This window comes from Microcoleus sp. PH2017_09_SFU_O_A (assembly GCF_020738625.1).
Lineage (GTDB): Bacteria > Cyanobacteriota > Cyanobacteriia > Cyanobacteriales > Microcoleaceae > Microcoleus.
This window is the reverse complement of the sequence record NZ_JAEQCF010000008.1, coordinates 28929-46265: the sequence shown is the minus strand read 5'-3', so window position 1 is coordinate 46265 and position 17337 is coordinate 28929. Positions and strand designations below refer to the sequence as shown.

Genomic DNA, 17337 nt, shown 5'->3' with positions numbered 1-17337 from the left:
CCGCTCGCGAACAGTAGTCATCGGTCGTTAGTCATTAGTAAATTTACTAGAGATTAATGGCCATTGGCTAAGGTCTAATAGCTAGTGTAATCCGACTAGATGCAGAAATCAATTTTTTATGATTGTCCGGTTCTGTGCGATCGCAGAATCATTGCCTGCATCATCGTCGGATCATAATTAATAGCAAAGTCCGCTAGAACGGGCGATTTTAATCGCCGAGTTTCCCCAACCCGCGCAGGCGGGTTTCGTTTGTCTAGACGCGATTTCAATCGCCGAGTTTCCCCAACCCGCGCAGGCGGGTTTTGTTTGTCTAGCAGCGATTTCAATCGCCGATTTCCCTAATCACTATGAATTATGACTATGAATTATGATGAATCCGACTCACCACCAGCGGGTGTAGCTGAGGGCGAGTCTTTAACAATAGAACAGGCGATCGCAAATTTGCACTCCCAAGACTACAGTCTCCGCTATTATGCTGCTTGGTGGGTAGGCAGATTTCGAGTCAAGGAACCGGCAGCGATTGCAGCTTTGATTGCCGCCTTGCAAGAAGAATCAGAACAGACAAAAATCGGCGACTATTCCCTACTGCGAAATGCGGCACGAGCTCTAGGAAAATTGGGCGATAAACAAGCCTTGCCGGCGCTAACTCGCTGTTTGGAATGCGCGGATTATTACGTGCGGGAAGCGGCGGCTCAAGCTCTAGAAATGCTGGGCGATCGCGATTCCATTCCACCGCTGATGAAACTCTTAGATGGGGGCGTAGCTGTAGCCCTGCGAGTGCCTGGAAAATCGCACCTCGTGCAGCCTTACGACTCGGTAATTGAAGCTTTGGGTACGCTGGAAGCGACAGAGGCAATACCGCTAATTTCACCTTTTTTAGAGCATTCTGTGGAGCGGGTGCAGTACGCTTCGGCGCGAGCGATGTATCAGTTGACTGGCGATCGCATTTACGGAGAGCGGTTGGTAACTGCTTTGAATGGGGATAATTTGCAGTTGAGGCGATCGGCTTTGATGGACTTGGGGGCGATCGGCTATTTACCCGCAGCGCCAGCTATTGCTGAAACTTTAGCTGAAAATAGCATGAAATTGATTGCGCTAAAAGGAGTTTTGGAGCATCACCTCAATCAACAAGTATTACTATCTTTGTCAGATGAAGCTATCCAAGTTATGAACTTAATGGATAGTTTACTTTGAAAAAAATTCGTTCATAACTGCAATAGAATTGCTTTAGCGATTCTTAATTGTCTGGCGTATATTTAGGACATAGCAGATTTCAGGACACAGCGCCGTGCTCTTTCCCTACCCCCTATCTGTATTTCAGGCAGTTGAGAACTACTATTTTCTCCCTTTTATTCGGGTGAACCGATGGCTGATGATTTGATGGAATTAAAAACGAGGCTTTAGGTACGAATTTTTATAAATTTCAGTAAAAATACTGAGGTTTATAGCTGTAGTTGGTGAAATAGCTCGTGTTAAAATAATATTACCATCTGCATAAGTCCTCAGTTAAAAAAGTTTTGGTTTTGACTCCGGGCGATCGCGGAATGCTGGGAGATGGTTGTGTAGCAGCTAGAAGTATAAATCGGGTGATTCACCATGAGCAACGATCCTTTTGAAGTCCAGGTGCAACATTTTGCAGTGCTGAAGTCTAAGTATCAAGCAACAAAATATGAAGATTCATCTCCCTCTAGTCTTCTCTATCTCATTCTGCGAAAAGCTGATTTAGAATTTGAAATTACCGACTTCGAGTGGAATTGGTTATTAGAGCATGAGCTTTTGGAAACAATAGAAGCTATCGAGCAAGAGCCACTACGTAAGGCTGAAGAACCAAGAAAACTAGATGCTAAATTTTCTCAACTCAAGTCTAAGTTCAAAGTAACCAGACATCGCGATTTACGGCTATCCAGTCCTTTGTATCCTATCCTTTGGAAACTTGACTCAGAAAATAAGCTAACTGACTTAGAAGTTAAATACCTGCAAGAACAGGGGCTTACTGAAATAGTTGCTATTGTTGAAGAGATGGCGCGATTTGCTGCACTAAAGGCTAAGTACCGAGCAACTCAATATCCAGATTGTTCACTGGATAGCCCCTTGTATCAAATCCTCAAGCAACTGGATGCAGGAGAAATATTAAGTGATGTAGAGGCTAACTGGCTTGTCAATAACAAACTGGTGGATACTCTCGAAATTTTTGGGCAACAAAAAGCTGTATGGGAAGCTGAATTTGCCCAACTCAAGGATAAGTACAAAGCTAGTGAATACCCAGAAACATCTGCATCAAGTCCGCTCTATCAAGTCCTGAAAAATCTTGAGGTAGATCAGCAGTTGAGCGAGTCAGAACTTAACTGGCTGGAAGAGCATCAACTTAGCGAAACGCTTAATCTTGTTTTGGAGATAGAACAGACACGACACTTTGCTGAACTGAAAGTTAAGTATAAAGCTAATGAATCTGAGGATTCATCCCTCTCTAGCCATCTGTATAAAGTTCTTAAAAAAATTGATTTAGACAATCAGCTAGGTGAGCAGGATATTAACTTTCTTAAAAAGCGTAAACTGACTGAGACAATTACTCTTGCGCTTGACAAATATGCGGCTATTCTCAAGTCTAAGATCAAATCGGGAGAGCAGTTAAGTGAGGCTGATATTGATTGGTTGCAAAAGAATGGACGTGAGGATGTAATTACTTTTGCTATTGACAAATATGCGGCTAGTCTCAAGTCTAAGATCAAATCGGGAGAGCAGTTAAGTGAGGCTGATATTGATTGGTCACAAAAGAATGGACGTGAGGATATAATTACTTTTGCACAAGAAAAGAAATTTGCTGCTCTCAAGGTCAAGTATCGGATTATAGATCGTGATTTCCCCTTCGATCCGTTTTACGCAATTATGGTAAAATTGGAGAAAGAAGAGCGTCTAGATCCTGTGTTAGTTGTTCAGTTAATACAACAAAAACTTTTAGCTAGTCATGGAAGGATTGCTATAGCGTACCACAGGCTTGAAGCGTGTTTCTATGAGCAGGAATATGAGCGCACTGGAAACAAATGGAACTTGCCCAACGCCAGCAGTCATTGGCGCAAGGCAGATGAACCAAACAGTGCATTGAAGGTGACAGAAAATCTGGACTTCGACCAAATCAAAGAAAATAAGCTCAAGTCAGCTTTGCTAACAACGAGGGGCGGTGCTTTCCGAGATATTCATAAACTAGGTGATGCTGAAAAGTGCGCGCTCAAAGCTATTGAGTATCAGCCTCAGAGTCATCATCCTTACACTTTGATGGGAGCTATTTGTTTTGAGCGGAGTCAATTTTCAGAGGGTGAGCGTTGGTTTAAGGAGGCAATTAAACGCGGTGCTGAATCAGAAGATATAGATTCCGAACTCAAGCAGGTTGTCAAAAATACTAAGGATGAGAATAAGCGTCGGCAAGTTGTGGAATATCTGCTTAAAAAAGATCCGCAGCGCTATGCTTGGGCTAAGGCTTATAGGAAGCGTCAAGAGGGTGAGGATGCACAGCGCAAGAATTCCTAGCGCAGGTATGGAGTCGAGTTTTTGGCGAATTCGACTCTTTAACCAAGATTGTCCTATTTCGAGCTGGGGAAGCTTTTCAAGTTAATCACCGCTCCTTACCCACGCAACAAAAAGTTCGATCGCGCGATCGAGCCAACCTACAATTACAATGGTCACGATACATTTGATAAGTAAATGGCATTAGAACTAATTCAATCTGTAGAACAAGCAGATTCTTCCGAGGGCTTGTTAAACGCAGTAAAAGCACTGGCGGCCGCTTCTTCACAAGAAGCAATTCCCACATTAATTACAGTCCTCGGTTACAACAACCCAGGAGCTGCCGTTGCCGCCGTTGACGGGCTGATTCAAATCGGAGAACCTGCGGTACAGCCACTTCTAGAACAGCTTGACGGCTACAATTACGGAGCGAGAGCTTGGGCTGTTCGGGCTTTGGCGGGAATTGGCGATCCTAGGGGTTTAGAGATTTTGCTGGATGCGGCGGCGAATGACTTTGCTTTGAGCGTGCGGCGGGCGGCGGCTAGGGGTTTGGGAACGATTTGCTGGGAACTGATGCCCGCAGAACAAGCTTTAGACGCTCAACTTCGCACTGTGAAAACGCTGCTGCAAGCGTCCCGAGATCCGGAATGGGTGGTTCGCTACGCAGCGGCGGGAGGTTTGCAAGCTTTGGCTGGTGCTGCGACTGTTAAACCGGATTGGTTAGCGGAAGTTTCGGCAAAACTTGAGGAAATAGCCCAAAGCGATGAAACTTTGGCAGTTAGAGCCCGGGCTTTGCTTGCTAAGGAAAAATTGTCATTTGGCTAGGGTTTGGGCGATCGTCTCTTCCAAGTCCCTTTGTGTGAGAGTGGTTAATATAAAGACTTCTTGTACGGTTTTGCCTTGTCTGGCAATGATTTTAAATCCCCCGCGAATGGGTACTGACACTCTTAATGTCATGTGGGGGATGTGTCCTTTAACTTTGTTAATGACGCCTGGGGTAACGGTTTGAATGCCCATTATGAGAGTGAGGCGCTCTAAAATTGGTATCAAACCGGGAAGGTGGGTAGAGTGATTCCAAACTAGGCGGCCTTTGGGTTGTGCCTTCATGACTTTTTTACCAAATCAACATACCCAGTCTAAGTCACCTCCGGCTGGAACCAATTTGATATTCCCTGAATTTATGTATCAGTAATGTTACTGCGGGCGTCATTGGGAGCAAAGCGATGCAATCTCAAAGCGAGATTTTTGATTCCTGGCGCGCGAGCTGAGATTTGAGCGGGCGGAATTGTCTTGTATTTTTTGATATTTTGGGTTGGTAACAGTCGGTTTTTCTAGTTGAGTTGCGATCGCCCCGAGGATTTCTGTCATGCTGCAAGGTTTCTTGAGATAGCCGTCTGCTTTGAGTTCGAGGGCTTTTTCCATTTCGGAGGCTGTCAGAAAAATAAACGGAATGCTGGCGGTGGCAGGGTGCGATCGCAAAATCGCGAAAACTTCAAAGCCGTTGAATTCCGGCATCATGACATCAGACAAGATTAGATCGGGAATTTGGGCGATCGCTAACTCGACACCAAGTTTTCCGTTTTCGGCGCCGACAGCTTCAAAATCGCCCAAGTTCAGAATTTCTAAAACGGTTTCTCGGATTAAGTTATTGTCTTCAATTACTAATATTTTTGGCATTTTTTGTAGCGATTATTTACTTTATTGATATTTTTCTGTTAGAATTTTTGCAGATAAGTTCTACAAATTTCAATAGGGTTATTGCAAAAAACCGTTTTTTACGTGTTTTTACGGGTAAAGTGCGATCGCAGCTAGCTGCAATATCTCATAAATCCGTGGCTGTGCTGAGCGCGAAGCTACTAAAGGGGCGAATTTTACAATTTTCTGGCGATCGCCTAAAATATAACTTGGTATATCACGATTTTTTGAGGAATAAGGATATGTCAGAATTTTTAGACTTTCTCAGACATCAGTTCGCCTACGTTGCCATTGGCGAATTTAAACCAGGAAAATTCAAAGAAGCAGAAGAACTTTTTGAAAAAGCCGTTGCGACTTATGCCACAGGTTTTAAGGGAGCATACCTACTGCAATTACCCAATACAGACAAAGGTATTGCCATCATTTTTTGGGAAAGCGTAGAAGAGATGGCTGCCAATCAAAGCGAATCTTATCAGCAAATATTGAAGCAGATGACGCCTTTGTTTGCAAAAATTCCCGACACTGATGTTTATGAAATCGTCAGTGAAATTAAGCAGAAAAGTGAATAATTAAAAATTTGGCAATCGGCGCGTCATTCCCATTCCCATCGGCGTCTTGCGCCCGACTCCGCTGTAAAGTGCAAAATGTGCTAAAGCGTTAATTTGCTTGACAGCAAGCGGATTGACATCTCCCATAATTCGGTAACTAACTTCCCCGACGCAACCAATAAATTTACTGCGAGAATCCGTACAAACTTCGGTGCGGATATCGAAGAAACTGGGAAAAATAGCTTCTGTGAAAGTAGGTTCGATCGCAATTTCGCTGTACTTGTTCCAACGATTTGCCAAACTACCAAATATACTCTCTCTAGTCGGCATCGCACTATCGTACACGCCTTGCCGAAAATTAGTAGGAGTGCAGAAGGTAAACGCAATTTGGCGCTCAGTTTCCGAAGCTTTGTCCAACAATTCGGCGTAATTGCAAAAATTCACCCACGGCTGGTTTGCAGTGGGTTGGCTGACAATGTTAGTCACGTACAAATCTGTCGGGCCCAGATGCCACGGGCGCTCGAAGTTGAGTTGCTGCCACAGTTGAGTTAGGCGATCGAACAAACCGTCATCCAGCAGAGAAATGCGCCACCAAATCGCTGTATTTTCCCCAATTGCTTGCTTGTGTTCCCACTGTAGGGCCTGCAAAATAGTGCGCGCAGCCGGAGGCAAAACTCTCTTTTGTGGCTGTGGGTTGCTAGTTTTGTAAGTTTCTTTTCTGCTTACTTGGAAAGGGCTTAATGTGAAAGCTTTTTCGTTTGATTGGTCGTGCAGGTACGCGCTCAAATCGCTGTCTACAGCACTCACAAGGTTGAGAAATAAGGCGTGGAGATGCCGTCCCGTTAAAAATTGGGATGGGATTGGTGCAACTGGCAGTAGGTTTAAAACAAGGCTGTGAGGCATTTTTTAATTATATAGCTTTTTTCAAAAAAATAAGTTATGATTTTAGATTTTAAATTTAAGATTTGTATCTATTCACGATGGTTTATGGTAAGGGCAAGCTAGAAAATATTGCGAAGATTCAATATCCGCCGCTCGCAGTAACTTCTGTAGCAGAATACATTGGTCAAGTAGGATTATAACTGAGGTCTTGCACCATTCCCAATTAGCTTTTTAGGAACGGGCTAGAAGCCCATTCCACAAGAAATCCATTCTTTGTGGAACAGGCATCTTGTCTGTTATTCAGAATGGTACAAGATGTGAGATTATAATCGACTTCAAACCCTAGTCAACCATTTTGAATAGACAGAAATTGCATTATCTCCAAAATACCCTGAAATTATCTGCGCTCATCTGTGTTTACCTGCCTGATATTTGGGGTCGATCTAAGCAGATGGGTGAAAAAAAATCTTGGTATGTAACAATTTGATAGGTCGATCGCAAATGACAAGCAGATCCACACAGATAAAGGCAGATAATTTCCTCTCATAATCTATGAAACCACGCAGCTCTGACACTTTTCTCGTTAAAGCAACCCTGCTGCTAGTCAGCACCCTAACCGTGATGGCAGGAGCCACGATCGCCCCTTCCCTCCCAGCAATGCGGCAGCACTTTTCGGCTGTTCCTAATGCCGATTATTGGGTGAGATTGGTGTTGACAGCCCCAGCTTTGTTTATCGCGATCGGTGCGCCGATTGCCGGAATTGCGATCGATCGCTTTGGGCGCAAAGGCTTGCTGGGTTTATCTGTGTTTCTCTATGGCTTCGCAGGCAGCTCTGGCTTCCTGTTGGATCAAATTGGACTAATTTTGCTGGGACGGATGCTCCTGGGCTTCAGCGTGGCAGGTATTATGACGACTGCAACCACGCTGATTGCTGATTATTACATCGGTGCGGCTCGATCGCAATTCCTGGGATTGCAAGCAGCTTTCATGGGGTTCGGCGGCATGATTTTTCTCACCCTCGGCGGCTATTTGGCCGATCGCAATTGGCGGCAACCGTTTCTAATTTACCTGATGGCGTGGTTGATTCTGCCATTAATTTTGCTGGTACTTCCCGAACCCGATCGCCATCAAGATGCTGTTCAACAAACGGGTGCGATCGCCTCTGAGCCAGTCCCGTGGACGCTGCTACTGACAACCTACGGTATTGCACTGCTTACTCAAATCGTGTTTTACCGAAAAATTGGGTATAAAGCCCCGTCCTTCGCTTGACGGCTTTCTCTTGATTTCTCTTTGAATTTCTCTGAATCTGAGATAAAATACCAGCATGAAAACCCTGAAGTTTAAGCTGTATCAACATAAGCGGAATAGATTTCTCAAACGGTCAATTAACGCCGCCGGAGTTATCTACAACCACTGTATTGCCCTACATAAAAGGTACTACAGAATGTGGGGAAAACACTTAAACTGCTCCAAACTTCAGGCTCATCTAGCCAAACTGCGGAAGCGTAAACCCTTTTGGCAAATAGTAGGCTCTCAAGCAGTGCAGGATATCTGTCAACGCATTGAGAAAGCCTACCAACTATTTTTCAAGCAACATAAAAAGGGGGTAAGACCACCGGGATTCAAAAAAGTTAGAAGATACAAATCCTTCACCCTCAAGCAAGCAGGATACAAATTTCTCTTAGGCAATAGAGTTAGGATTGGAAATCAGGTTTATCAGTATTGGAACTCTAGAGAAATAGAAGGAACAGTCAAAACCTTAACCATTAAGCGCACACCCCTAGGGGAATTATTTATGATGGTGGTTGTTGACCAAGAAATAAGAGAACCCAAAATCAAATCCGAGACGAGTAGAATCGCTGGATTTGATTTTGGCTTGAAAACCTTTCTGACTATTTCAGATGGAACCAAGATTGAATCCCCCCAATTCCTCAAGCAATCCCTAAACCAGATTAAGCAAGCTAGTCGTCAGCACTCAAGGAAAGTCAAAGGTTCAAATAATCGAGAGAAGGCTAGAAAGAATTTAGTTCGTAAGTATGAAGATGTTTCAAATCACCGTACTGACTGGTTCTGGAAACTAGCCCATCACCTGACAGATAAATTTGATATCCTGTGTTTTGAGACTTTGAGCTTGAAAGGAATGCAAAGGTTATGGGGTAGGAAGATATCAGATTTAGCTTTGGGAGAATTTCTCCAGATTTTAGAATGGGTTGCCCAGAAGAAAGGAAAACTCATTGTTTTTATAGATCGATGGTATCCATCTAGCAAAACCTGTTCTTCCTGTGGTCATGTTCTAGAAAATCTGGATTTATCAGTCAGAGAATGGCGTTGTCCATCTTGTCAGTCTGTGAATGGACGAGATGAAAATGCTGCTAGAAATATTTGTGCGGTTGGGGCATCGACCGCTAAGTTAGGTGATGTTAGACAGGTTTTGCCTGCAATTGCTGTTTGACCTTAGAATCCCCGTGCGTTTACGCCGGGGAGTATGTCAAATGATTCCGGTGCAGATTCCGTTTTATCTTCAGCAGTTAATGGGTGCTAATGCTTCGCAAAGTGGATTGGCGATCGCCCTTGCTACTCTCGCTACTTCGATCAGCGCCCTGAGTTATCAACGCCTGAAAGCTCGTTTCACCTTCACGAACATTTATGCGATCGCCTTTGGGTTGATGGGGATTGGTTATCTGGTGATTAGTTGGGCTCGCACCTATGAGATAGTTTTGATTGGTTTGGCGATCGCTGGTTTAGGTGTGGGGTTACTGATGCCAAATATGAACGTATGTTTGACTTCATCAACTCCCGCATCTCTGCGAGGGCGAATTTTGGGCGGACTTACCACCAGCTTTTTCCTAGGTCAATTTATTTCACCGTTTGTGAGTCAACCATTGAGCCAATGGGTAAGTTTAGGAACAACTTATGGTCTAGCAGGTGGATTGATGCTGGCAACCGCAGCAATCACTTTAGGAGTCATGTTCCGGTAGTTTCTAGGCTGTGTATGGCGGGTCGATCGACTGCTCATTTTTTGGGAATTTTGATGCCAACCAAAACTTTTAAAAGTTATTTTTGTAACAATTTTATTCCGATGCTTTCCTGGATATTCTTAAGATTATGGGTCTATCTTTGTGCAAGCAAATATATGTGTAGGGGCGAAGCATGACCGCAGCAAATATGAGAGTATAACTAATAACTTAGATGCGGTCATGCTTCGCCCTCTTCCAAACCCAGATGCACCCAAAAATATCTGCGTCGCTCTGCCTGATATCTGCCAATACGGTTAACTTAAGAACAATCTGACTTGCAAAAAATGCCTGTATTGCCTATCAAATCGCGCTCGGAAATTCGTCAAAAAGCGTTAAGTTAACCGTATTGACATATCTGCGGTTGACCAGCTTTCAAAAATGCGTGCAATCATTCTCTTAATTAAAATAAAAATCTGAACGTTAAATCCTAGTTTTCTGATATCTCCCTGGTTCTCGCTTCCGATCGTGGACGATCGCGCGAATGCCATACTTCGACAAAAATTGATTGAGTTACAACAAGTAATTGTGGCTTGGTTCAACCCACACATCGTACAAGCAGGTTCCTGATACACTATACTATTTGCGTAGCATATTCGCCAGAATCCCCACATGATACCTGTAGCCTGGTTGGTGTCGGGATGGATCGGCAAATTGGTTAGTTTCGCTACATCATACTTGTAGCCAAGTTGGTGTATCCGATGTCACAGTTTTAACTCATTTCTTGAAGAGGTTTTTATGAATAGAGTAGAAGGGAAAGTTGCGGTTGTCACAGGTGGCGCTTCGGGAATTGGTAGGGCGACTTGTCTGTTGCTGGCGAAAGAAGGAGCCTGTGTAGCGGTAACGGATATAGCTGAGAAGGAAGGCAGAGGTTTGGTAGAAGAGATTACCGAAAAAGGCGGAAAAGCAGAATACTGGCATCTAAATGTTACACAAGAAGCGAGCGTTAAACAGGTGGTGTCTGAAGTTCGAGAAAAGTGGGGAAAAATTGACATTTTAGTGAATAATGCAGGGATTGTTGGTATCAATAAACCCACCCACGAAATCGCCGAAGATGAATGGAATTCGTTGATGGCAATAAATGTAAATGGTGTTTTTCTCTGTACTAAACACGTTTTGATTTCGATGCTAGAAACGGGAGGTGGCAGCATTATTAATTTGTCTTCTGTTTACGGATTGGTTGGCGGCCCGGATATGCCTCCTTATCATGCCTCAAAGGGAGCAGTGCGGTTGATGAGCAAAACAGATGCGCTATTGTATGCCAAAAATAAGATTCGGGTTAATTCAGTTCATCCGGCATTTATCTGGACACCGCTGGTAGAGAAGTTGTTGGCCGAACAAGGTGATGTGACTGAAGGACGGAAAATTCTTGATAGCTTACATCCGGTGGGACACGTGGGTGAACCTGATGATGTTGCTTACGGTATTCTTTATCTGGCATCGGATGAATCGAAGTTTGTTACTGGTTCTGAATTGGTAATTGATGGGGGTTATACCGCTCATTGATAGTTGATAGTTGACAGTTGACAGTTGATAGTTGACAGTTGATAGTTGATAGTTGACAGTTGATAGTTGACAGTTGACAGTTGCACAGTTGATAGTTGACAGTTGATAGTTGCACAGTATGGAAATCAGACCGTTTCCTCAACTTTTTTGCTTGAGATTAGAACTGATATCATGTCCGGTAGATTAGCATAACAAAAACGGTTCGTAGTGCGGAATGCGAGTCCGCTCTTATTCTGGGCGAAGCATGACCGCATATAAGTTATTAGTTATCATCTCATATTGACTGCGGTCATGCTTCGCCCCTACGGATATATTCGCTTGCATTGAGATGCACCTTGCGGACTAAAGTCCGCACTACGAACCTTGCTTTTATTCTACTGACTCAAGTCCGCACTACGAACCTTATAGCATTGGGTGCGCGGCACGCACCCTAATTTTAGTGTGCTGTGAAGTTTTAGGCGATCGTGATTTCGGGCGACAAATAAACGTCTTGAATGGCGTTGAACAATTTTACACCTTCTTCAAAGGGACGCTGAAAAGTTTTGCGGCCGGAAATTAAGCCGCAGCCGCCTGCGCGTTTGTTGATTACCGCCGTGCGAATTGCTTCAGCAAAATCGGTTTTTCCCGAAGCACCGCCGGAGTTGATTAAACCCATCCTTCCTGCATAACAGTTGAGGACTTGATAGCGGGTTAGATCGATCGGGTGATCCGTCGTCAAATCAGTATAAACCCGCTTGTCGGTTTTGCCGTAACTGTGACCGCTAGCTTTAGCAACAGCTTCGTAACCGTTGTTGCACTCCGGCAATTTTTGCTTGATAATGTCAGCTTGAATTGTCACTCCCAAGTGATTTGCTTGCCCGGTCAAATCAGCGGCTGTGTGATAATCTTTGTCTTGTTTGAAGATATCATTGCGGAGATAACACCACAGAATTGTTGCCATTCCGTACTCGTGAGCGTGGGCAAAAGCTTGACTCACTTCTTGGATTTGCCTGGTCGATTCCGGGGAACCAAAATAAATTGTGGCTCCGACTGCAACGGCTCCCAAATTCCAAGCTTGTTCGACGGAAGCAAACATTATTTGGTCGGATTGATTGGGATAAGTTAGCAGTTCGTTGTGATTGAGTTTGAGAATGAAAGGGATTTTGTGCGCGTATTTGCGAGATACGCTTCCTAACACTCCGAGAGTTGTCGCGACAGCATTGCATCCTGCGGAGATTGCTAGTCTGATGATGTTTTCGCTGTCAAAATAGATGGGATTTGGTGCAAAAGAAGCGGCCGCTGAGTGTTCGATTCCTTGGTCTACTGGCAGGATGGATAAATAGCCGGTATTTGCCAAGCGTCCGCTAGAATATAGTTGCTGGAGCGATCGCAAAACTTGAGGAGAGCGATCGGTTTGAGCGAAAATGCGATCGACCCAATCCGGGCCCGGCAGGTGCAACAAATCTTTAGAAATTTTTGCTTGATGGGTGAGCAAGTCTTCGGCTTCGTCGCCTAGCCAAGATTCGATCGCACTGGGAACTGATAGTGTAGCTGTCATGCAGATTTACCCTCTCAATTTCAATGGCAGGCTGATGATTGCAGACATTAGCCTTACTGATATTGTAACTGAAAAATCTTTTTTTCCATCCTGGCAACGATCGCCTGAATTTTTAACAACATTAGCGACAACAGCAACTAGGACGCGCTACTCTGTAATTAAGCTGGCAGTTCCGCCCGATAGCTGCTGCCTGCGATCGCCGATCGACTCACAACTCCTCCATCACAATGTCACACACTTACTTTGATTCTGAAAACAGCCACAAATCCTTCGAGATGCCCGGTGCTAGACCCCACTACAACCCCGATCGCCCCGGACAAGTAGAGCATATTTTCCTCGATTTAGTGCTCGATATTCCCAAACAAAGTTTTCGCGGCACTTGCAGCATCCGCATAAATCCAGTCCGCAGCGGTATTGACAAATTAACCTTAGATGCTGTCAACCTGAACATTAAATCTGTCAAAGTCGGGGAAACCGAGCAGAATTTCGACAGCGACGGCGAAGTGCTGCAAATTCAACTGCACGAACCAACAACAGCTTACGAACCGATTACAATTGCGATCGCATACTCGGTCGAAAAACCCCAGCGCGGCCTCTATTTTGTCGGGCCAGACAAACACTATCCCGACAAACCAACACAAGTTTGGACTCAAGGCGAAGACGAAGATTCTCGCTTCTGGTTTCCCTGTTTCGACTATCCCGGACAGTTGGCAACTTCCGAAATTCGCGTGCAAGTTCCCAGACAACTTTTTGCAATATCCAACGGCGAATTAGTTAGCACAAAAAACGATGGCGACGACAAGATTTATCACTGGTCGCAAACCCAAATCCACCCGACATATTTAATGACCTTAGCAGTCGGAGATTTTGCTGAAATCAAAGATGAATGGAACGGCAAACCAGTTAATTATTACGTGGAAAAAGGCCGCGAAGCTGACGGTAAGCGCAGCATGGGCAAAACGCCGAAAATGATTGAATTTTTCTCTAAAGCATTTGGCTATCCTTACCCTTTTCCTAAATACGCTCAAGTCTGCGTCGATGATTTCATCTTCGGCGGCATGGAAAATACTTCGACAACTTTGCTAACAGATAGGTGCTTGTTAGATGAACGCGCCAGCCTGGACAATCGCGGTACAGAAAGCTTGGTCGCCCACGAATTAGCTCACCAATGGTTCGGCGATTTAGTCGTAATTAAACATTGGTCTCATGCTTGGATCAAAGAAGGCATGGCTTCCTATTGTGAGGTGTTGTGGACTGACCAAGAATACGGCAAAGAAGATGCGGCTTATTATATGTTAGGTGAAGCCCGCAATTATTTAGCTGAAGACAGTTCTCGCTACCGCCGCCCGATGGTGACTCACGTTTACCGCGAAGCGATTGAATTGTACGATCGCCATTTGTACGAAAAAGGCGCTTGCGTCTACCACATGATCCGCGCCGAGTTGGGCGACGAACTATTTTACAAAGCAATTCACACTTTTGTGCGCGATAACGCTCACCAAACTGTGGAAACGATCGATTTGCTAAGGGCGATCGAAAAAGCTACCGGTCGCAATCTGACATTTTTGTTTGACCAGTACGTTTATCGTGGCGGTCATCCAGATTACAAAGTTGCTTATTCCTGGGACGGCGACAGCAAATTAGCCAAGGTTACTATTACCCAAACTCAGGTAAAAGACAACAAAAATGGTAACGGGAACAGCAAAGATGTCTTTGACCTAAAAATTCCGCTCGGCTTCGGTTACAAACCAGAAAAAGATGCAGATGAGCGAAATGCTGCTAATATAAAAACTTTCACGGTTCGAGTTCACGAACGCGAGCAAAGTTTCTATTTTCCCCTAGAAGATAAGCCCGCATATATCAGTTTTGATGTCGGCAATAAATACCTAAAAACAGTTGCTCTAGAGTATGGAGTTGCCGAACTTAAAGCTCAGTTACAGTTCGATCCAGACCCGGTTTCTAGGATTTACGCCGCCCACGCTTTGGCGAAAAAGGGAGGCTTGGAAGCTGTGAAAGCGCTGTCAGAAGTTCTCAAAAAAGAGCCGTTTTGGGCTGTGCGGGCGGAAGTAGCCGGTCAGTTGGTTGATATTAAACTCGACCAAGCTTTTGATGGTTTAGTAACTGGTTTGAAGGATAAAGATGCTCGGGTGCGCCGTGCGGTGGTGAATGCGCTGGGTAAAATCAAGACTCACGAGACTTATAAGGCGCTGAGGTCGATCGTTGAAAAAGGCGATGACAGCTATTATGTAGAAGCGGCCGCAGCGAGTGCTATGGGTTCGATCGCAGGCGCGAATCCCGACGAAAAACCCACGGACGAACAGGTACTCAAAGAGTTAAAATTGGTTTTGAAAGAGCGCGAGGGCTGGAATGAGGTTGTGCGATCGGGTGCTATTTCCGGTTTGGCGCAAATGAAAACTTCGGAAGATGCGCTCAACCTGATTTTGAAATACACAGCCGTCGGTACTCCGCAAGCTTTGCGCTTGGCTGCAATTCGCTCTTTGGGGACAATTTCGACAGGTCAAACTAAGCTCAATTTGGAACGGATTTTGCATCGATTGGCAGAACTTTCTAAAGAGACTTTTTTCTTGACTCAAGTATCTGTTGTTGTCGGTTTAGGACAGATGGAAACTCGCAAAGCTATCAGAATTTTACGTTCTTTAGCTGACCAAACTCCAGACGGCCGCGTCCGCATGATGGCTGATGAAGCTGTGCAAAGAGTGCAGAAAAATGCTGGTTCTGATGCAGCGGTGAAGCAGTTGCGCGAGGAGTTAGATCAGGTTAAAAAGGACAATCAAGATTTGAAGAGTCGGATGGAAAATCTGGAGGCTAAGGCGAAGAAAGAGCGACCTCTACCTAGAAGGAAGAGGATTGGAGTAATGAATAGTCTGATTTTAATTTCTCCCTCAAAGACTTGGGGCTTTCAACCAATTCTTTCTGGTAAGGTGCGTCGCTATGAGACTGTCGCTGCGATCGAGGATTGTTTCGGGCGACGCACCCTACCAGCTAACAGTTACAATAATTCTAGCATTAGGTATCCTGGAAGACATTTTACCAGCTCAACAGCAGCCATCTATTTTGTGGATGAATTTGCCAAAAGTCTCGAAACGCCGTTAGTTGTGTTGGGTGCAGTTTGCGATTGGCGATCGCCCTGTTATTAAAATAATCTTATTTTTTAGCTGTATTGCCTTGAAGTTTGGTATTTTAAGCACAGGTAAAATCCTACATATTTCTATTTCTGACTTAGTTATTGTCTCGACTGAGAGCGCAAATAGAACTTAAGCAATCCCACTCAATAAATAAACCGGGCTTTTTTTATGAAAAAATAGCTTTCAGCAATTATTTTTCATAAAAGGAACTGATTTTGCTGTATCGGTGGGTAAGTTCTAATAGATAATCGGGGTGTATCAACTTTTTTGTTTTGAATCTTCAACTGTCAATCAAGTTGAAGCAGCCTTTGCACCCTAAAGATTGCATAAATCATGAGTACAAGAACTATTGTATTGGTAGAACAATCGGCTGTCATTCCCTACCGCATTCAAAACGGACAAATTGAAGTAATGGTGATTACTTCTTCAACGGGTAAGCGTTGGGTGATTCCTAAAGGGTTAATTGAACCTGACATGACTCCTCAAGATTCTGCTGCTAAGGAAGCTTGGGAAGAAGCAGGTTTGTTGGGTAAGGTGTTCCCTGATTTGCTGGGAACTTATGAGTACCAAAAGTCTGGCTATATTTGTCAGGTCGAAGTATTTTTACTGCAAGTACAAACTGTTCTGGAAAAATGGCCGGAAGCTAGCTGTAGAAAGCGACAGTGGGTAACTATTCCGAAAGCAATTAAGCGGGTTAATGAACCGGAACTTAAACTTATTCTTGCTAATTTACCGAATCGGTTTTGCTGATTAAAAGGTTCGTAGTGAGGACTTTAGTCCTAATTAACTAACTCAAACATAGAGAAAGGTCGGCTCGCATTTGGGCCAAGGTACGTAGTTGCGCTTCAGCGCTCTTTCCTAATCTTATAAAGAGCGCTTTCATCGCAACTACGTACCTAATTTGTCTATCGCACTACAGTCGGAAAATCAATATTCCGGTGTAAATGGAAAGGACTGAAGTCCTCACTACAAACCTATGATATCGGTGTGAAAAGTTTTACCTCAAGCGTTAGCTGACAGAAAAGGAAGGCTTTCGGCTAAGTTATCCTTGACTTCAATGCCCTGTTTTCTTGCCCAAAACTGGCTTAAGAAATGAATTTGCCGCAAGCCAACAATTAAATTTAAACCTGGTACAAACATCCACCAAACTGTTAGCGGTTCTTTAATTCCTTCTTGGCGGTACAATTCGTTAACTGTGTTATAAAGTTTGAACTGCACGATGTAAATCCAAGCAATTCCTACGAAGGAAAACCAACCAAACCATCCGGGAACGTCGGGGTCGAATATCCGCAAAGCTTGGGGGATGGCTACTCCTAAAACAAAGGGCAATAAGCAAAGTGTCCCCGACCAACCCTTGCCGTTATAACTCCGCAATTCTTCTTGAATAATCCATTTGTACCAGCCGTAATATAGCAGCAAGCTGACTCCAGATAGCAAGATTACTCGCCACAAAATGCGTGGCTTTCCTAAGGGTTTGTCGGACATTTTTAGATGTAAGATAAGACGGC

The 17337-nt window shown here is 44.3% G+C and carries 16 protein-coding genes; 11 read left to right on the top strand and 5 right to left on the bottom strand.

Going from position 1 to position 17337, the window contains the following annotated elements:
* Positions 1-354 precede the first annotated feature (354 nt).
* From JGK16_RS05710 to JGK16_RS05700, 3 genes are all read left to right on the top strand, one after another.
* The gene (locus JGK16_RS05710; RefSeq protein WP_293189842.1) at positions 355-1194 is read left to right on the top strand and encodes a HEAT repeat domain-containing protein; all 840 of its coding nucleotides are present in this window, start codon (positions 355-357) and stop codon (positions 1192-1194) included.
* Positions 1195-1596: 402 nt separating this feature from the next.
* Complete coding sequence (locus tag JGK16_RS05705; protein WP_293189843.1) at positions 1597-3525, top strand: hypothetical protein; 1929 nt, start codon at positions 1597-1599, stop codon at positions 3523-3525.
* Positions 3526-3699: 174 nt separating this feature from the next.
* Entirely contained in the window at positions 3700-4326 is a 627-nt protein-coding gene (locus JGK16_RS05700; RefSeq protein WP_293184138.1) for a HEAT repeat domain-containing protein, read from the top strand.
* Here JGK16_RS05700 and JGK16_RS05695 read toward each other — a convergent pair.
* On the bottom strand, positions 4315-4608 hold the full coding sequence (locus JGK16_RS05695) for a DUF2103 domain-containing protein (RefSeq protein ID WP_293184136.1): 294 nt from the start codon (positions 4606-4608) through the stop codon (positions 4315-4317). The two genes, JGK16_RS05700 and JGK16_RS05695, sit on opposite strands and share 12 nt — an antisense overlap.
* A 99-nt stretch (positions 4609-4707) precedes the next feature.
* Entirely contained in the window at positions 4708-5178 is a 471-nt protein-coding gene (locus JGK16_RS05690; RefSeq protein WP_293184134.1) for a response regulator, read from the bottom strand.
* 260 nt (positions 5179-5438) lie between these two features.
* On the opposite strand from JGK16_RS05690, the gene JGK16_RS05685 reads away from it, so the two are divergent.
* Positions 5439-5765, top strand: coding sequence for an antibiotic biosynthesis monooxygenase (locus JGK16_RS05685; protein WP_293189844.1), 327 nt, complete (start codon positions 5439-5441; stop codon positions 5763-5765).
* Here the strand turns inward: JGK16_RS05685 and cas6 are convergent, their stop codons facing one another.
* Positions 5766-6647, bottom strand: a complete 882-nt coding sequence (gene cas6, locus JGK16_RS05680) for a CRISPR-associated endoribonuclease Cas6 (RefSeq protein WP_293189846.1) — start codon at positions 6645-6647, stop codon at positions 5766-5768.
* 531 nt (positions 6648-7178) lie between these two features.
* On the opposite strand from cas6, the gene JGK16_RS05675 reads away from it, so the two are divergent.
* From JGK16_RS05675 to JGK16_RS05660, 4 genes are all read left to right on the top strand, one after another.
* Positions 7179-7895: an MFS transporter gene (locus tag JGK16_RS05675; protein WP_293184127.1), complete on the top strand. Its 717-nt coding sequence runs from the start codon at positions 7179-7181 to the stop codon at positions 7893-7895.
* A gap of 55 nt (positions 7896-7950) precedes the next feature.
* Positions 7951-9078, top strand: a complete 1128-nt coding sequence (locus JGK16_RS05670) for a transposase (protein ID WP_293184125.1) — start codon at positions 7951-7953, stop codon at positions 9076-9078.
* Positions 9044-9604 carry an MFS transporter gene (locus JGK16_RS05665; protein WP_293184123.1) on the top strand — a complete coding sequence of 187 codons (561 nt, stop codon included), beginning with the start codon at positions 9044-9046 and terminating at the stop codon, positions 9602-9604. Before JGK16_RS05670 ends, JGK16_RS05665 begins: the two co-directional genes overlap by 35 nt.
* Before the next feature lie 774 nt (positions 9605-10378).
* Positions 10379-11146: a glucose 1-dehydrogenase gene (locus tag JGK16_RS05660; RefSeq protein ID WP_293189848.1), complete on the top strand. Its 768-nt coding sequence runs from the start codon at positions 10379-10381 to the stop codon at positions 11144-11146.
* 454 nt (positions 11147-11600) lie between these two features.
* Here the strand turns inward: JGK16_RS05660 and JGK16_RS05655 are convergent, their stop codons facing one another.
* Entirely contained in the window at positions 11601-12683 is a 1083-nt protein-coding gene (locus tag JGK16_RS05655; RefSeq protein ID WP_293184119.1) for a class I fructose-bisphosphate aldolase, read from the bottom strand.
* On the opposite strand from JGK16_RS05655, the gene JGK16_RS05650 reads away from it, so the two are divergent.
* The 3 genes from JGK16_RS05650 to JGK16_RS05640 all read left to right on the top strand — a co-directional run bounded on the left by JGK16_RS05650 (position 12682) and on the right by JGK16_RS05640 (position 16579).
* Positions 12682-12930 (top strand): hypothetical protein, encoded by a 249-nt coding sequence (locus JGK16_RS05650; RefSeq protein WP_293202859.1) that lies wholly within the window; start codon positions 12682-12684, stop codon positions 12928-12930. The genes JGK16_RS05655 and JGK16_RS05650 overlap by 2 nt on opposite strands.
* Entirely contained in the window at positions 12911-15841 is a 2931-nt protein-coding gene (locus JGK16_RS05645; RefSeq protein WP_293184178.1) for a M1 family metallopeptidase, read from the top strand. The genes JGK16_RS05650 and JGK16_RS05645 overlap by 20 nt, the downstream gene beginning before the upstream one ends.
* Positions 15842-16162: 321 nt before the next feature.
* The gene (locus JGK16_RS05640; RefSeq protein ID WP_293184117.1) at positions 16163-16579 is read left to right on the top strand and encodes an NUDIX hydrolase; all 417 of its coding nucleotides are present in this window, start codon (positions 16163-16165) and stop codon (positions 16577-16579) included.
* Between the two features lie 252 nt (positions 16580-16831).
* Here the strand turns inward: JGK16_RS05640 and JGK16_RS05635 are convergent, their stop codons facing one another.
* Complete coding sequence (locus tag JGK16_RS05635) at positions 16832-17314, bottom strand: hypothetical protein (RefSeq protein ID WP_293189851.1); 483 nt, start codon at positions 17312-17314, stop codon at positions 16832-16834.
* Between the last annotated feature and the right edge of the window lie 23 nt (positions 17315-17337).